This is a genomic window from Pseudoalteromonas sp. NCIMB 1079, from assembly GCF_040567695.1.
Classification (GTDB): domain Bacteria; phylum Pseudomonadota; class Gammaproteobacteria; order Enterobacterales; family Alteromonadaceae; genus Pseudoalteromonas; species Pseudoalteromonas distincta.
In genome coordinates this window covers 260,664-275,051 of record NZ_JBEWZA010000002.1, presented here as the reverse complement: position 1 = coordinate 275,051, position 14,388 = coordinate 260,664, and the positions used below count along the sequence as shown (strand labels likewise).

17 protein-coding genes are annotated in these 14,388 nt (G+C 40.0%); 10 read left to right on the top strand and 7 right to left on the bottom strand.

The annotated features are described in order from the left end of the window. The first annotated feature begins 82 nt into the window (after positions 1 to 82). Positions 83 to 1,207, top strand: a complete 1,125-nt coding sequence (locus ABX891_RS17950; RefSeq protein WP_165742659.1) for a DUF748 domain-containing protein — start codon at positions 83 to 85, stop codon at positions 1,205 to 1,207. Between the two features lie 88 nt (positions 1,208 to 1,295). On the opposite strand, the gene ABX891_RS17945 is transcribed toward ABX891_RS17950, so the two are convergent. Next, complete coding sequence (locus ABX891_RS17945) at positions 1,296 to 2,105, bottom strand: ion transporter (RefSeq protein WP_354630275.1); 810 nt, start codon at positions 2,103 to 2,105, stop codon at positions 1,296 to 1,298. Positions 2,106 to 2,204: 99 nt separating this feature from the next. Here ABX891_RS17945 and ABX891_RS17940 point away from each other — a divergent pair, with 99 nt between their 5' ends. The 5 genes from ABX891_RS17940 to ABX891_RS17920 all read left to right on the top strand — a co-directional run bounded on the left by ABX891_RS17940 (position 2,205) and on the right by ABX891_RS17920 (position 4,392). After that, positions 2,205 to 2,417: a hypothetical protein gene (locus tag ABX891_RS17940; RefSeq protein WP_004334789.1), complete on the top strand. Its 213-nt coding sequence runs from the start codon at positions 2,205 to 2,207 to the stop codon at positions 2,415 to 2,417. Positions 2,418 to 2,432: 15 nt separating this feature from the next. After that, positions 2,433 to 2,714 (top strand): hypothetical protein, encoded by a 282-nt coding sequence (locus ABX891_RS17935; RefSeq protein WP_004334792.1) that lies wholly within the window; start codon positions 2,433 to 2,435, stop codon positions 2,712 to 2,714. 68 nt (positions 2,715 to 2,782) lie between these two features. Further along, a complete protein-coding gene (locus ABX891_RS17930) occupies positions 2,783 to 2,974 on the top strand; it encodes a YwbE family protein (RefSeq protein WP_004334795.1) in 192 nt (63 codons plus the stop codon). After that, on the top strand, positions 2,974 to 3,492 hold the full coding sequence (locus ABX891_RS17925; protein ID WP_004334799.1) for a DUF4240 domain-containing protein: 519 nt from the start codon (positions 2,974 to 2,976) through the stop codon (positions 3,490 to 3,492). Before ABX891_RS17930 ends, ABX891_RS17925 begins: the two co-directional genes overlap by 1 nt. A 438-nt stretch (positions 3,493 to 3,930) precedes the next feature. After that, entirely contained in the window at positions 3,931 to 4,392 is a 462-nt protein-coding gene (locus ABX891_RS17920; protein ID WP_004334802.1) for a hypothetical protein, read from the top strand. A 27-nt stretch (positions 4,393 to 4,419) separates the two neighbouring features. Here the strand turns inward: ABX891_RS17920 and ABX891_RS17915 are convergent, their stop codons facing one another. The 3 genes from ABX891_RS17915 to ABX891_RS17905 all read right to left on the bottom strand — a co-directional run bounded on the left by ABX891_RS17915 (position 4,420) and on the right by ABX891_RS17905 (position 6,581). Further along, positions 4,420 to 5,679 (bottom strand): Y-family DNA polymerase, encoded by a 1,260-nt coding sequence (locus ABX891_RS17915; protein ID WP_354630274.1) that lies wholly within the window; start codon positions 5,677 to 5,679, stop codon positions 4,420 to 4,422. After that, a complete protein-coding gene (locus ABX891_RS17910) occupies positions 5,667 to 6,080 on the bottom strand; it encodes a S24 family peptidase (protein ID WP_004334808.1) in 414 nt (137 codons plus the stop codon). The genes ABX891_RS17915 and ABX891_RS17910 overlap by 13 nt, the downstream gene beginning before the upstream one ends. A gap of 81 nt (positions 6,081 to 6,161) precedes the next feature. Further along, positions 6,162 to 6,581, bottom strand: coding sequence for a MarR family winged helix-turn-helix transcriptional regulator (locus ABX891_RS17905; protein WP_004334811.1), 420 nt, complete (start codon positions 6,579 to 6,581; stop codon positions 6,162 to 6,164). A gap of 109 nt (positions 6,582 to 6,690) precedes the next feature. Here ABX891_RS17905 and ABX891_RS17900 point away from each other — a divergent pair, with 109 nt between their 5' ends. Next, on the top strand, positions 6,691 to 7,443 hold the full coding sequence (locus ABX891_RS17900; RefSeq protein WP_004334813.1) for a siderophore-interacting protein: 753 nt from the start codon (positions 6,691 to 6,693) through the stop codon (positions 7,441 to 7,443). A gap of 206 nt (positions 7,444 to 7,649) precedes the next feature. On the opposite strand, the gene ABX891_RS17895 is transcribed toward ABX891_RS17900, so the two are convergent. Genes ABX891_RS17895 through ABX891_RS17885 form a run of 3 tightly spaced genes read right to left on the bottom strand, consistent with a single transcriptional unit; the run spans position 7,650 to position 11,544 of the window. Continuing rightward, a complete protein-coding gene (locus ABX891_RS17895; RefSeq protein WP_354630273.1) occupies positions 7,650 to 8,597 on the bottom strand; it encodes a sugar kinase in 948 nt (315 codons plus the stop codon). Next, positions 8,598 to 10,085, bottom strand: a complete 1,488-nt coding sequence (locus ABX891_RS17890; RefSeq protein ID WP_145239125.1) for a UxaA family hydrolase — start codon at positions 10,083 to 10,085, stop codon at positions 8,598 to 8,600. A 1-nt stretch (position 10,086) separates the two neighbouring features. Then, positions 10,087 to 11,544, bottom strand: a complete 1,458-nt coding sequence (locus tag ABX891_RS17885) for a tagaturonate reductase (RefSeq protein ID WP_165742662.1) — start codon at positions 11,542 to 11,544, stop codon at positions 10,087 to 10,089. A gap of 186 nt (positions 11,545 to 11,730) precedes the next feature. Here ABX891_RS17885 and ABX891_RS17880 point away from each other — a divergent pair, with 186 nt between their 5' ends. Genes ABX891_RS17880 through ABX891_RS17870 form a run of 3 tightly spaced genes read left to right on the top strand, consistent with a single transcriptional unit; the run spans position 11,731 to position 14,380 of the window. Continuing rightward, positions 11,731 to 12,495 carry an SDR family oxidoreductase gene (locus ABX891_RS17880; RefSeq protein WP_354630272.1) on the top strand — a complete coding sequence of 255 codons (765 nt, stop codon included), beginning with the start codon at positions 11,731 to 11,733 and terminating at the stop codon, positions 12,493 to 12,495. Positions 12,496 to 12,518: 23 nt separating this feature from the next. Next, positions 12,519 to 13,361 carry a 5-dehydro-4-deoxy-D-glucuronate isomerase gene (gene kduI / locus ABX891_RS17875; protein ID WP_165742664.1) on the top strand — a complete coding sequence of 281 codons (843 nt, stop codon included), beginning with the start codon at positions 12,519 to 12,521 and terminating at the stop codon, positions 13,359 to 13,361. A 41-nt stretch (positions 13,362 to 13,402) separates the two neighbouring features. Beyond that, a complete protein-coding gene (locus ABX891_RS17870; protein WP_231619922.1) occupies positions 13,403 to 14,380 on the top strand; it encodes a TRAP transporter substrate-binding protein in 978 nt (325 codons plus the stop codon). Positions 14,381 to 14,388: the final 8 nt, after the last annotated feature.

Genomic DNA, 14,388 nt, shown 5'->3' with positions numbered 1-14,388 from the left:
TTTACGTAGTGTTGTTACAATTTTGCGTAATTCTTACATGTTTAAAATGCTCATTCTAAAGTATTAGGTAAAGGAAATTACAATGAGCTCGGTTTCTAATGTATTTCATAGCAAATGGTTTAACTCATTTGCGGTTATTTTATTAGTCCTTATTATTGCCAGAATAGCTGCACCTTATGCGCTTCAGCAGTACGTAAATTATCAGCTAAAACATACGGAAGGTGTTACGGGGCATGTTGGTGATGTAGATTTGTTTTTATATCGCGGTGCCTACGCGATTGACGACGTTGAAATTTACGCTGTTGATGCAACTTCAGCTCCTAAGCCTTTACTGAGTATTCAAACTCTCGATTTTTCACTTGCGTGGTCAGCCCTTTTAAAAGGGAATTTAGTCACAAACATGGCTTTTACGCGTCCTGAGATAGTTATTTACGATAAAGACCCCAATGCTTCTGAGCAAAATCAACAAGTAAAAGATGAAACCACTTGGGTGGGACTGGCGAATGATTTAGTACTGTTTTCTATTGATACCTTAATAATTGAGCAAGGCAAGTTAACCTTAGTTAACTCAACCAATAACGGTGAAAAACCCACTTTTATATCAAATATTAATGCCAGAATTGAAAATATAACGAATGCGCAAAACCTATCAAAAACACTTGTGACTACTTTAAACGTAGAGGGGGCGTTAATGGGAGAGGCCGCATTAAAACTTGATGGCAAACTAGACCCTTTTAGCAAACGCGCTAATTTTGATTTTAACGCAGAGGTACAGCGCTTCTCAGTTAAAAATCTCGACACTGTGTTTAAAGTGTATACTCCGTTTGATATTGAAGCGGGGGGCATTGATGGCGCAATGGAGCTTGTGGCTAAAGATAATAACTTAAATGGTTATGTAAAAGCGGGTGTTCAAAACCTGAGTGTATTTTCTTGGCGAGAAGATATAGAAAAAGATGATGACGGTATCTTTACTGCCATATTTGAAGGCAGTGTAGATCTACTGGGCTCTATACTCGAAAACGATGAGTCTAAACTCGTTGCTGCACGCATTCCTATAGAGGGGCAATTAGATAATACGGATGTGTCGACTTTTCAAGCCGTTATTTCTGTACTAAAAAACGCATTTTTTGATGCGTTTAAGATGAAAGTAGATAACATCATTTCGTTTGAAGATACGGGTGACAAACCTGATAACGAGGAAAATTAAAGCACTTTGGTAATGTATGTTTGCGTTGAATGCCTAAACTGCACCCACTTTTTAAACTTTAAGTGGGTGCTTTAGTACTCTTATCAGATTAGTTTTTTCGGTTACTCAATAGCGCTTTAAGCTCTGCAATTTGAACTTGTAGCTCATTTACCTGACCTTGTGTTGCAGGTAGAGAATCGTTATCCGCAAGCTCTTCTCGGGCATTTCGGTGCTCCTCACTCATTACCTCAAGTATTGCACCTACCATCATGTTTAAAAATACAAATGCAGTTAAGAATATAAACGTAAGGTAATAAATCCAGCTTAATTCGTACACCGCCATTGTTTCGTACATTATGTCGGTCCAATCTTCAAACGTTGCTATTCTAAACAAGGTAAGCATTGATATTGAGACGTCTTGCCAAAGTACGGGGTTGATTTCAGCAAACATCATGCTACCCATTGCAGCGTATATATAAAAAATAACAAACATTAACAGGGCTATATAACCCATTTGCGGAATGGCTTTGAGCAATGAGTTAACCAATAAGCGCAGCTCTGGGATCATCGAAACCAATCGTAACACTCTAAATATGCGCAACAGCCTAGCAATTAACATTGTAGAGCCAGCAGCAGGGTATAAACTGCCCAATACTATGATAGTGTCAAATATATTCCATCCCTTAGAAAAGAAGTCTTTAATGCCTTTACTTGCAACAAAGCGGATTATTAGTTCAATTAAAAAGAATGCAGTAATGCCAACGTCCATCCAATTTAGAGCAAGCTCTACGGTAGGATGTAGTGAGTAAGTGTGTGCACCTACTGTAAGGGCAGAAACAATAATTACAGCTATAACAAATGATTGAAATATCTTGCTTTTGTCTATACGCTGAAACAACTTTTGTAACTGCGACATCATAGTAATAGATCCTTTGGATATTAAGATTTTATGGCGCTAATATACAATAGTATCGTAATAATTTAACGCTTTTTCGATATAGAAGTGTAAGGAAATTTAATGTTTATCAATAAACTAAAAAGCAGCGCATTACTTATTATTGGATCATGTGTTTTGGCTGGCTGCAGCTCTGATGCACGTTTTCATGAATTACAATCGGCGCGCCTTGATGAGTGTAACTATAAAGCTGACAAAGAATATTACGAATGCCTAGATAAACAAGACTCTAACTACGAAGAGTTTAAAAAACAGCAACAAGCCCAGACTAAATAAGTAACCTTTATATTTATGACTAAAACTCAAAAACAGCGCGATAAGCAAATTCGCTTAGCGCTTACTAATGCATGCGAAGCAATTAAAGAAATGGTAATTGGTTTTGATTATCTAACGCATACAGTTGATTTAAATAACGAAGTAAACACGTTAAAAGTACAATGTTACTTTATTGATGAGGTAGCCCGTGAAGATGCAAAACCGCAACTTGATGAGTTAACGCAGATTATACTTAGCCAGCTAGCAGCTATTAAGTTGAACGCAAAACCAGCACACATCTCATTTTTAGCCAATTAACAGCGGTTTAGTTGGTATGACATCACATGGACGTTATAATTAGATAAATTATTTTTAGGGTTTAAATTATGGCTGTTCCTTCGCGTTCGCAAATTTCACCAGGTACCACAGTAAATATTGTATTAAAAGAAGATCAACGCAGCGGCACATTAACAGAAGGTGTTGTTGAGCGCCTTTTAACAAAATCACCAAATCACCCACACGGTATTAAAGTACGTTTAGAAGATGGTCAAGTTGGCCGAGTAAAAGAGATTTTATAATGGCAACGTTAACAGAGCAGGCTTTTTGGGATTTAGTAACAACGCCTGATTTAGGGCTCGATCCGCAAAGTGTGAGCGATAACCTAAAAACTAAACTTAATGATTTAAGCGATCAGCACCTTATTGATTTTGATAAACACTTTGGCATACATATGCGTAAATGTTTTACCTGGGATTTGTTTGGTGCCGCTTTTGTGATGGCTGGATGTAACGACGATTACGGTTTTAGCGAGTTTAGATGTTGGTTAATTTCGCGCGGTAAAACAGTATTCGAAAACGCTTTAGAAAATGCTGATTCGTTAGCGCAGTGTACACCTGTTTATTACTTAAACGAGCAGCCTTACCCGTATATTGATGAGTATGATTTAATAGCCGGTTTATTATTTGAAGAACGCAGCGAAGACGAATTACCGTTTATTCCATCAGGCAGTGATGAACCTAAAGGTAAACGTTTTAAAGACAAACCTAAGTTCTTAAAGCAAAGCTACCCTTTATTATTTGCAAAGTACTGGCAATAAAACAAACAGTAATTTGAGCGCTATTCAAACAATTTTATGAGTTCAATTTCCCTTCAAGTAAGCGCATTGATATAAATCGTTTTGCTGTTTAAGCACGTATTAACTAAAGTACTTAACAGCAAAATGGTTTGTAATGCAGTATCTAGGATGAATCTTTGTGGATTTAAATGTGTTCAATCTAAGGGATTTATTTGCGGCACGAGGTTTGTAACCTAATGGGCTCGGTAATTGCTCTTGCGTTATCTTACTGGCTTATACACATGTAAGAATCAGTATAGTCGAGCAAAGCTCCCTTAGCTGCTCGTGTCTTGGTTCCTGAATACGACTTCTCTCCTTTTATAGTAAATCTCTGTTATAGTTGTTAAAAGTTATAAAAGCTAAGTGATTAGGCATTTTGCTATTATTTAACACGCTGACTCACGAGGATACACCCACGAAATGAAATATTTAACACTCGCTTTATTAACTGTCGCTTTTACAAGTGCAAATGCTTTTTCTGAGCCGAGTAATAAAACACGATTTATACCGCTTTTAAAGTCAAAATTGGGGGCCTACGAAGTTGTGTCGAGCAACTCAGGGTTATGCGTTAACAGCAATTTGAGTTTGACAGATGAAAGTGATTTAAGTGCGGGTTTTAAACTTGGTGAGCAAATTGTATTTGGATCGCTCCACAATGGTACCCGAACCATTAAAAAACCAAACTTTTGCTTTATAACCAGCACGCTTAAATATAAAAGTGATGGCCTTGAAAACGGCTTAAGAATGAGCCGTTGTGAAAGCCCTGCAAACGAAAAAACAATCAGTCAAAGTATCAAATTTTTAGCTGATAACACACTCAAATATACATTGAGCGAACCCAATGTAGAGTGCACATTTAAAAAAGCAGATGAGAGTAAATAAAGCATCTAGTAAGTAGTAAGTAGCAAATCATTCGCAGTATATTTTAGGGATATCGCGCCAACGCGTAGTGTACTGCGGCGACAAAAAATCACGGTTCATGTGCCACCGGTCATTTAATTTACTACTTGCAAGGCTTAGCATTCCTTTTCCGTATCGATTGTTAATTGTGTCTAAGCATTGCATAAGTTTTGGATTATCAGGGCTTTTATTAAATAAGTCATTTTGCTGAAACTGTTCTGATATTAGCTCTACCGCACCCACACCACACTTATAAAACCGTATACCGGGTTGGTAAATCTTATTAAATACCTCAGATACAGCATTAGCCATCACGCAGGTGTCGTTAGTGGGTGAGGGGAACTTATACACAAAAGACTTTTTATAATATCTATTTTCGTGCGCGCCACTGGCTGCAAAAATATAAAGCTGGTGAGTGAGCGAGTGTTGCGCTCTTAATTTATTAGCCACTGTGGTTACATGGTTAATTAGCGCTGTTTTAAGTGCTGTTGGCTCACATATGCGCTCTCCAAAACTACGGGTCGAATAAATCTCCCGCTTATTTTGTCGTACATCATCCCAGTTTAAACATGTTATTCCGTTAAGCTCGCTTACTGTGCGTTCAACAACCACACTAAATGCACGGCGCATTGCTCCAGGGTTTTGCTGAGCAAGATCCCAGGCGGTGTGTATATTCATTATTTTAAGTTTTTTAGCTAGCCGCCGGCCTACTCCCCACACATCTTCGCAGCTCATTCTTTGTAAAATAGCTTGGCGAGTTTGTTCGCTATTTATTACTGCAACACCATTAAAACCACTGAGCTTTTTAGCGGCATGGTTAGCGGCTTTTGCTAAAGTAGGGGTCGGGCCAAAACCAACACCTACAGGAAGCTTTGTTTCGCGCCATACTGTGCGCCTTATTGTATGACCGTATTCATGCCAGTCTTTAATTAATGATGTGTAGCCATCAAAGTGCAAAAACGATTCATCAATACTGTATATGTGCTGTGTATCGCAAAAGCGAGCGATGATGTTCATCATTTTGTCGCTTAAATCAGCATAAAGCTCGTAATTGCTAGAGCGAATAACAACGTTGTTTTGCTCAAGTAAATGCTTAACTTTAAAGTACGGGCCAAATTTAGGAATATTTAAGCGCCGAGCAATAGGGCAAATAGCGCATACACAGCCATCGTTATTGGTAAGTACAACCACGGGTTTGGATCGAATAGCAGGGTCGAATACTTTTTCGGCACTGGCATAAAACGACACAGCATCAACTAAGGCATACATTTTAGTAACTCTGGGCTTTGCCTGTGCATTCTTATTGATAGCGTTACTACGCCTTCGAGCTGAAATTCGTCTGCAGAGGTGAGTTGTACAGGCTTATGTAAAGAAGACGCTGAAAGCAGCCGCGCATTGGTTTTATCAAGCAGCTTGCATACAAAAAGACCATTTAAGTTAGCAACAATAACGTCACCATTTTCTGCAGGCTCTGCACGGTCGATAACTAATAAGTCCCCTTCAAAAATTCCGACTTCTTGCATAGAGTTACCCGATGCTAGGCCAATAAAGGTAGCATTTGGGTGCTTTATTAAAAGCTCATCAAGGGTTACACCTAGCTCGGTGTACTGCGCTGCGGGCGATTCAAAACCACACACGCCTGCTTCTATATAAATGGGAATTACAAACATAACACAACCTAAAACGCATATACTGTATAAGCGTACAGTATATGCGTTTTGTGTAAGTTATGCCAAGAAATGTATAACCGATCAATCCATATTTTTGATCATTTGCTGTGCGATATCTAAAAAGTCTTTGATTTGCTGAGGGTTTAAGTTTTTACACATTTGATTATTTATTTTCTGCTCTGAGGCTAATAACTTATCAAAAAGAACTTTACCTTGCTCTGTGAGCGACAAAATAAAGCAGCGCTTATCGTGCTCACTTGCCTGCTTATTTATTAAATTTAAGCCAATAAGATCTTTAATTAAACGTGCTATTTGCGCTTTGTCGCGCTGCGTTTTAGTAACAATATCGTTAGCCGTACAGTTATTTACGTTCGCAATAATATGTATGCAGCGTACGTGCATAGCATTTATACCAAGTTCGCCTGCGTTAATTGCTTCACGAATTGTGACGCGGTAATTTTGCATCAATTCAAACAGCGTATTTGATAAAGGTGTATTCATAAAACCCTCAATGTAGTTGACAAAGTCAATTAATTTGTTATAGTTGATTTTATCAACCAATGGGGCGTTGTGCAATTAAACATGTAATAAACCTTCTGAGGAGATCAAAATGAGTAGAAAAGTACGTCGTGCAACCGTAATAAGCACAACAGCGATAGCTCCGCATTTAAAGCGTTTGGTTGTTGGTTCAGATGAGTTTCATGATTTTCCTGCGGATCAACAAGGTGCGTACGTAAAAGTACTATTACCACATGCTGGACAAGATGAGGTTGAAATTGACCTCAAAGCAGCTGAACCTGCACCTAAGCGCTCATATACAATCAGAGCGATTGATACTATTAACCATACAATTACGCTTGATTTTGTCGTCAATCAGCATCGTGGTATCGCAACTGATTGGGCTAAACAAGCAAAACCTGGTGATAAACTCGCAATTGCAGGCCCTGGCCCTAAAAAGTTGGGTGATTTTAGTCAGTCGCAGTATTTGATGATTGCTGATTTAACCTCAGTTAATGCTATTAACGGCTATTTACAACAACTACCTGCAACAGCTGATGTTGATGTGGTCATACACGTTACAGACTCCCAAGATATCATCAAATTAGATACAATAGAGGTGCATACTAAACATCGTATTAAGTGGTTAGTTACGACTGAGCCACAAATAGAGTTAGTAGAGCAGGTCGCGCACTGTTTAAATAAGTACACGGGCACACCATTAATTTTTATGGGGCTTGAAGGCTCACTTGTGCGCACAATTCAAAACCTTGCGAAAGAGCAGTTTGCGGTCCCCAGTGCAAAAATAGTGTGTTCAGCGTATTGGAAGCGTGGCATCGATGCCGATGGCAAACCAGCCCCTTAGCCATAAGTGAATGTTGTAGTAATGATAAATTAGAGTGCATACCCATGAGAGGAAGTTTACTTAAACAAAATAAGCGTCTCACAGCACTTACTTTAGAATAAGTAAACTTAGGTATGCACTCAGGTTCGGTGTCGAGACGTTAAAGAGTCTTAACTAATCGATTTAAGCATTTAACTTCTAGCGGGCTAAATAAAGCGCTAACTGCATTAGTAGTTTTTGATTGTCGCAATGTTAATCTCGACAATTGCTCCACGCTTTTGGATCACTTGGGCGGCCAGTAAATTACCCGCTTGTGCACATTGTTTTATAGGTTGCTCTGTTAACCACTGGGCTAAAAAGCCGGCGTTAAATGAGTCACCTGCGGCGGTAGTGTCGATCACTTTTTCTACAGCGACAGTATTAAACAGCTCGACTGAAATTGAATTATCAAGGTGTTTTTTACTGTATTGGCAGCCATCCGCGCCGAGTTTTACAACGACCTCATGAGCGCCTTGTTGGTGCAAACGCTCGGTACATTGCGCAACATTACTATCTCCCCATAATTGTGCTTCATCGTCAAAGGTCACTAATGCTAAATCGGCTAGTGCGTATGCTTTATTATTGGCAAGGTGGCAGTGCATTTTGCTTGACCATAATGCAGGGCGATAGTTGCTATCATAAATAATTTTTATGCCTTGCTGTTTTAGTAACGCTAAATGGCTGAGTAAAGTATGGCAATCTTGCTCTGCTAAGATTGCCAGCGAGATCCCCGATAAATAAATAGCATCAACTTCGGCAAGGTTGGTTAGTACTTTTTTAAAATCAGTATGTTGCAATAAATATTTAGCGGCTGAGTCGCTACGCCAATACTGAAAAGTACGCTCCCCTGACACATCGTTTTGAATCATATACAAACCTGGTTGTTTGTTATGACTGAGCAGCACATTGTCAGTATTAATATGGTGAGCTTGCCATTTTTCAATCAGTGCACGACTTCGTGGATCAGTGCCCATGGCACTGACGTAATTGACGTTTACTTCATTGCCTGCGAGTTTTTTTAAGTAAATGGCGGTATTCATGCTGTCGCCGCCATAATTTTGTTGCATAGCAGTAAATGGTTGGCCGCTAAGCTCAACCATACATTCGCCAATAATTGCGATGGACTTAGGTGTCATTTATAACGTCACTCCTTTTTTCCAAATAGCGACTTCACGAATGTCGTTTATTTCATTGCAAGTTGGTTGGCCGTTTACGATGTTGACTAGCAGTTCAACAAACTCCCCGTGGACTTGCTCCATTGAGACATCGTTAATTAAAACGCCAGCGTCAAAATCTATCCAGCGTTTTTTCTTATTGGCAAGTTCTGAATTAGTAGCAATTTTTAACGTTGGCACAAATCCACCATAAGGCGTACCGCGGCCAGTGGTAAATAACACCATATGACAACCTGCAGCACCAAGTGCGCTGGTGGCAATAGGGTCGTTACCTGGTGCATCTAATAGATTTAATCCAGGTATTTGCAGGCGTTCACCATAGTGTAAAACCGCTTGTACTTTACTGGTGCCGGCTTTTTGCGTACACCCTAATGATTTATCTTCTAAGGTAGTGATCCCGCCTTTTTTATTACCTGGCGACGGATTTTCATAAATAGGTTGATTATGAGCTTTGTAATAACCTTTAAAGTTATTAACCATGTTAACGAGCTTGTTAAAAGTTTCCTCGTCTTTACAGCGCGACATTAATAAAGTTTCAGCGCCAAACATTTCAGGTACTTCGGTTAATACCGTTGTGCCACCTTGAGCAATTAAATAATCTGAAAAATAACCCAGCATCGGATTCGCCGTGATACCAGACAAACCATCGCTGCCACCACATTCAAGGCCAAACTTTACTTCAGATAAAGTACCTGGTTGACGTTTATCTTGTTTTACTTGGGCATAAATTTGTTCAAGTAGCGCAACGCCTTCTTCAATTTCGTCATCCGCTTGTTGGGTGATCAAAAACTTAATTCGGCCTTCATCGTAATCCCCTAAGCCATCACGAAATGCCGGTAATTGATTATTTTCACAGCCTAAGCCAACGACTAAAGCGCCACCAGCATTTGGATGCAGTGCCATGTTTTGTAGCAGTATCCGTGTTGTGTCTAAATCATCGCCCAGTTGAGAGCAGCCAAACTGGTGAGGAAACGCATAAATGCCATCAATTTCTAATTGTGGATGACGCAGTTTAAACTCTTTGATCATTTGGTTGATCATGCCATTAACACAGCCTACCGTAGGGATCAGCCAGATTTCATTACGAATGCCAATTTCACCGTTTTGTCTACGATAAATATTTACTTCAGGCGAAGGGGTCGCTTCACTTTGCTCAATAAACTCAGGAATATACTGATAATCCAGTTCATCATTGAGGGTGGTTTTAACGCAATGGGTATGCACCCAACCGCCTTTTTGAATATTCTCTAGGGCAAAGCCAATGGGGGCACCGTATTTAATAACATTCTCTTGTTTATTAATATCACGCAGCGCCACTTTATGGCCTTTATCAATGTTCTCATTGACTAAGATCTCTTCGCCATCAACGGGCAATATTTCACCAGCGGTGATATTACGCATTGCAATGGCAACATCATCAGTTGGGTGTAGTTTAATTAATGGTTTCATATTATTGGCCTAACTGGTTAGTAAGCGTAGTAGCTACACCTTCAGTGAGCATATTACGTAGGTGAGCTGTAACGGTGGCAGTTAATTCAGGAAGTTCATTTAAATCACTTTCCCAATGCCATTGTGCCCCTAGTACTTGTTCAACAAGCGTGTTTAAGGATAGGGTGTTGTTATCAAAGTCATGCCACAGGGTATTAAATAGTTCTAGCCATTGTGGTGCATCGCTCAATTCAATTTGCTGCTCATTACGTAGGCCTTTATACATCAAAATTTGCCCTGCAATAGCCAATGCCATCATATTCGGTACGGCGTTATTTGTTTTCACATAGGTGTGCAACTGCGGCAAAATACGGGTCTTAAATTTAGTCATACTGTTGAGTGAAATAGACAGTAATAAATGGCAAATATACGGATTTCTAAAGCGGTTCAGTACATCATTGGCAAAGCGCTTTAATTCATCTTCAGGTAAATCAAGAGTGGGAATAATTTCAGCAAAGATTAATTGCGTTAGGTATTTTTCAAACAAAGGATCGGCCAGCGCATCGCCCACAGAATCAATGTTCGCCATGTAAGCTAGTGGCACTAAAGCCGTATGAGCACCATTTAAAATACCGACTTTTTGTTGTTTGTAAGGTGAAATATCATCAACAATTTTTATATTTAGATCACTGTCTTGCAAGCATAATAATTGTGCTAGATGCTGCGGTCCTTGAATAACAAACAAGTGAAAGTACTCAGCGGTCACCATAAAGTTATCTAAATAACCTAACGATTCTTGTAGTTGTTGATGCTCATCACGGGGGAAGCCGGTGACAATACGGTCAACTAAGCTTGAGCAAAAGTGGTTAGCTTCATTCAACCAGCTTGAAAACGCCTCAGGTAGTTGCCAAAGTTGGCAGTATTGAAACACGATTTCTTTGAGTTTCTCGCCATTGTAGTCAATTAACTCACAAGGGATGATCACCATACCGCTGTCAGCTGAGCCGTTAAAGTGATTAAAGCGATGGAACAACCACTGCGTTAATTTAGCTGGGAATGCCTTAGCGGGAGCGTCGTCGAGTTTATCAGTATCAATATATTCAATACCAGCTTCAGTGGTATTTGAAAAAATAATTTTCAGATCCGGATTCTCAGCTAATGCCATATAACGCGGAAAATCTTTATAGACAGGAATTTCTTCATTGATTGAACTAATAATACGATGATCGGCGACGGTTTCACCTTGCTCGTTTAAGCCACGAATAATAGTGGTATACAAACCGTCTTGAACATTAAGTAAAGGAATTGCGTCATAATCAATAGGACGAATAACTGCAACGCCGGCGTTGAGAACACTTGTTTCATTGAGTTTATCAATTTGCCAATCGATAAATGCACGCAAGAAATTCCCCTCACCGTATTGCATTATTTTTGTTGGGTATTTGTCTTTATTAAAGTTTTTTCTATTCAGTGCTTGCATAATAAGAACCTATAAATGTTATATGGGCTGATTGATATTTATATCTTAGTCATATTTGCCACCGGTGGCAAATAGTATTTGACAAATTGCCACCGGTAGCGAAGAATGAGTGTTAACAAGTTTAGTTAATTCAATTTACATTGAATTAGTAATTACGTAATAAATACTTTAATACAGGAGTTTAAAATGACAGCTACCTTGTTTGATCTAACTTTAAAAACAGCACTCGTCACCGGTGCAAGCCGCGGCCTGGGTCAACAAATTGCAATGGGTTTAGCCGCTGCTGGCGCAAAGGTTATTTGCAGTAGTAGCAAAGAGCGTGGCTGCCAAGCAACGTGTCAGATGATCGAAGAACGTGGCGGTGTGGCTTTTGATTATGCTGCTGATTTGAGTAATGCAGACTCAGTTAATGCATTAGCAAACAAAGCGTTAACGGAACATGGCGAAATAGATATTTTGGTCAATGTTGGCGGCACTATATTTCGCAGCCCAGCGGTTGACTACCCGTATGAGCAGTGGCAGAACGTGATGAAAGTAAACCTTGATGCCAGTTTTTTATTGGCCCAAGCGGTTGCGCCAAACATGATCAAACAAGGGTTTGGAAAAATAATTAATATTGCCTCAATGCTGTCATACAGCGGCGGTATGACAGTACCAGCATATACCGCGAGCAAACATGCGGTAGCGGGTCTTACTAAAGCGCTGGCAAACGAATGGGCGCAACACAATATTCAGGTTAATGCTATTGCGCCAGGTTATTTTAGAACCGACAACACCCAAGTATTACAAGATGATGCCGCCCGTAATAGTGAAATTGAAAAGCGTATCCCTGCGGGGCGTTGGGGTGAAACAGAAGACTTAATTGGTTCAGCCATATTTTTATCATCAACAGCCAGTGACTATGTCAATGGCCATATTCTCGCGGTTGATGGTGGCTGGTTAGCACGATAATTTTTAATTTTAGGTAGCATATTATGAACACACAAATAGAGTCACGTTATGCCGTTGGTCCAAATGAAGTTAAAGGCTATGACACCCAACAGTTAAGAGATGAGTTTTTGGTCGACAAACTCATGCAAGAGAACACCATTTATTGGTTATACACCCACTACGAGCGTTTTATGGTGGGCAGTGCGGTGCCAACCAGCGCACCGCTTAGGTTAGAAACGGTAGACAACTTAAAAGCAGCAAACTTTTTAACGGGTAGAGAGCTTGGTGTGATCAATGTTGGCGGCAGCGGCACGGTGACTGCTGATGGAGAAGATTTTCAGCTTGGCTATAAAGATGCCTTGTATTTAGGTAAAGATACCAATGAGGTGCTGTTTACTAGTCATGACAGTGGCAATCCTGCAAAATTTTATCTTAATTCTGCACCAGCTCACCACAAATATCCAAATAAGTTAGTGACACGTAATGATGCCAATGTATTGCATTTAGGTGCGCTTGAAACCTCCAATGAGCGCGATATTAATCAGATGCTGATCAATACCGTAGTACAAACATGCCAACTACAAATGGGGCTAACGGAATTAAAACCAGGCAGCGTCTGGAATACCATGCCAGCTCATCAGCATGATCGTCGCAACGAAGTGTATTTTTATTTTGAAGTGCCAGAGCAGCAAGCGGTGTGTCACTTTATGGGCGAGCCGACTGAAACTCGCCATATTTGGGTACATAACGAGCAAGCAGTGGTATCGCCACCATGGTCAATTCACTCAGGTGCTGGCACACAAAACTACAGTTTTATTTGGGGCATGGCAGGCGAAAACCTCGATTATGATGATATGGATAAATATCAACCGGGCGAGCTGAGATAATCAGCTCTTTCATGATCATATAGCGATAAGAAGAAATAATAATGAATAGAAATCTTCTCATAAAGATAATGCTAGTTTTGTCGTTATTTTTACTAACTAGTTGCACTGATGACAAAAAAACAGTGCGATTAACTTTGGCACATACATTAGACACGCGCCATGTGGTGCATCAAGCAATGGAATATATGGCTGAACGTTTGGCATTTTATTCAAATGGCACAATGGAAATTGTTATCTATCCAGGTGGTCAGTTGGGGTCTGAACGTGAACTCATTGAACTATTGCAAATAGGTAGCTTATCAATCACTAAAGTATCGGCAAGCCCGCTGGAAGGCTTTGTACCTGAGATGAAAGTGTTTGGCATTCCGTATTTGTTTCGCGATAGTGAACATTTTTGGCGTGTACTTAAAAGTGACTTAGGCACCGAGCTACTTAATAAAGTAAGCACTGCAAGGCTTAAAGGTTTGGGATATTACGATGCAGGCAGCCGCAGCTTTTATACCACCAATGGCGCGATTAATACCCCGGATGATTTAATAGGAAAAAAAATTCGCGTGTTAAATAGCCCTACAGCTGTGGCGACGGTACAAGCGTTAGGCGGCGCTGCAGCACCGATTGCATGGGGCGAATTGTATGCCGCACTGCAACAAGGTGTAGTTGATGGCGCAGAGAATAATCCGCCAAGCTATTACTTATCTCGTCATTACGAAATCGCTAAATATTATTCGCTGGACGAACATACGTTTGTTCCTGATGTGATTTTAGCAAGCTTAAAAGTTTGGAACTCACTTAACAATGAACAACAACAGTGGTTAACCCAAGCAATGGCCGACTCAGTTGAGTACCAACGTTCATTGTGGCAAAACGCATCTGATGAGGCGCTTAAAGCCGTGATCGCAGAAGGCGTACAAGTGACTTATCCTAACAAACAAGCGTTTCAAGATAAAGTGGCTGATTTTCATGCTTCGTTCGCTGATACAGCGGTTGCAGCTCACATAAAAAAAATAAAAAGCATGTAGGAGCAAAC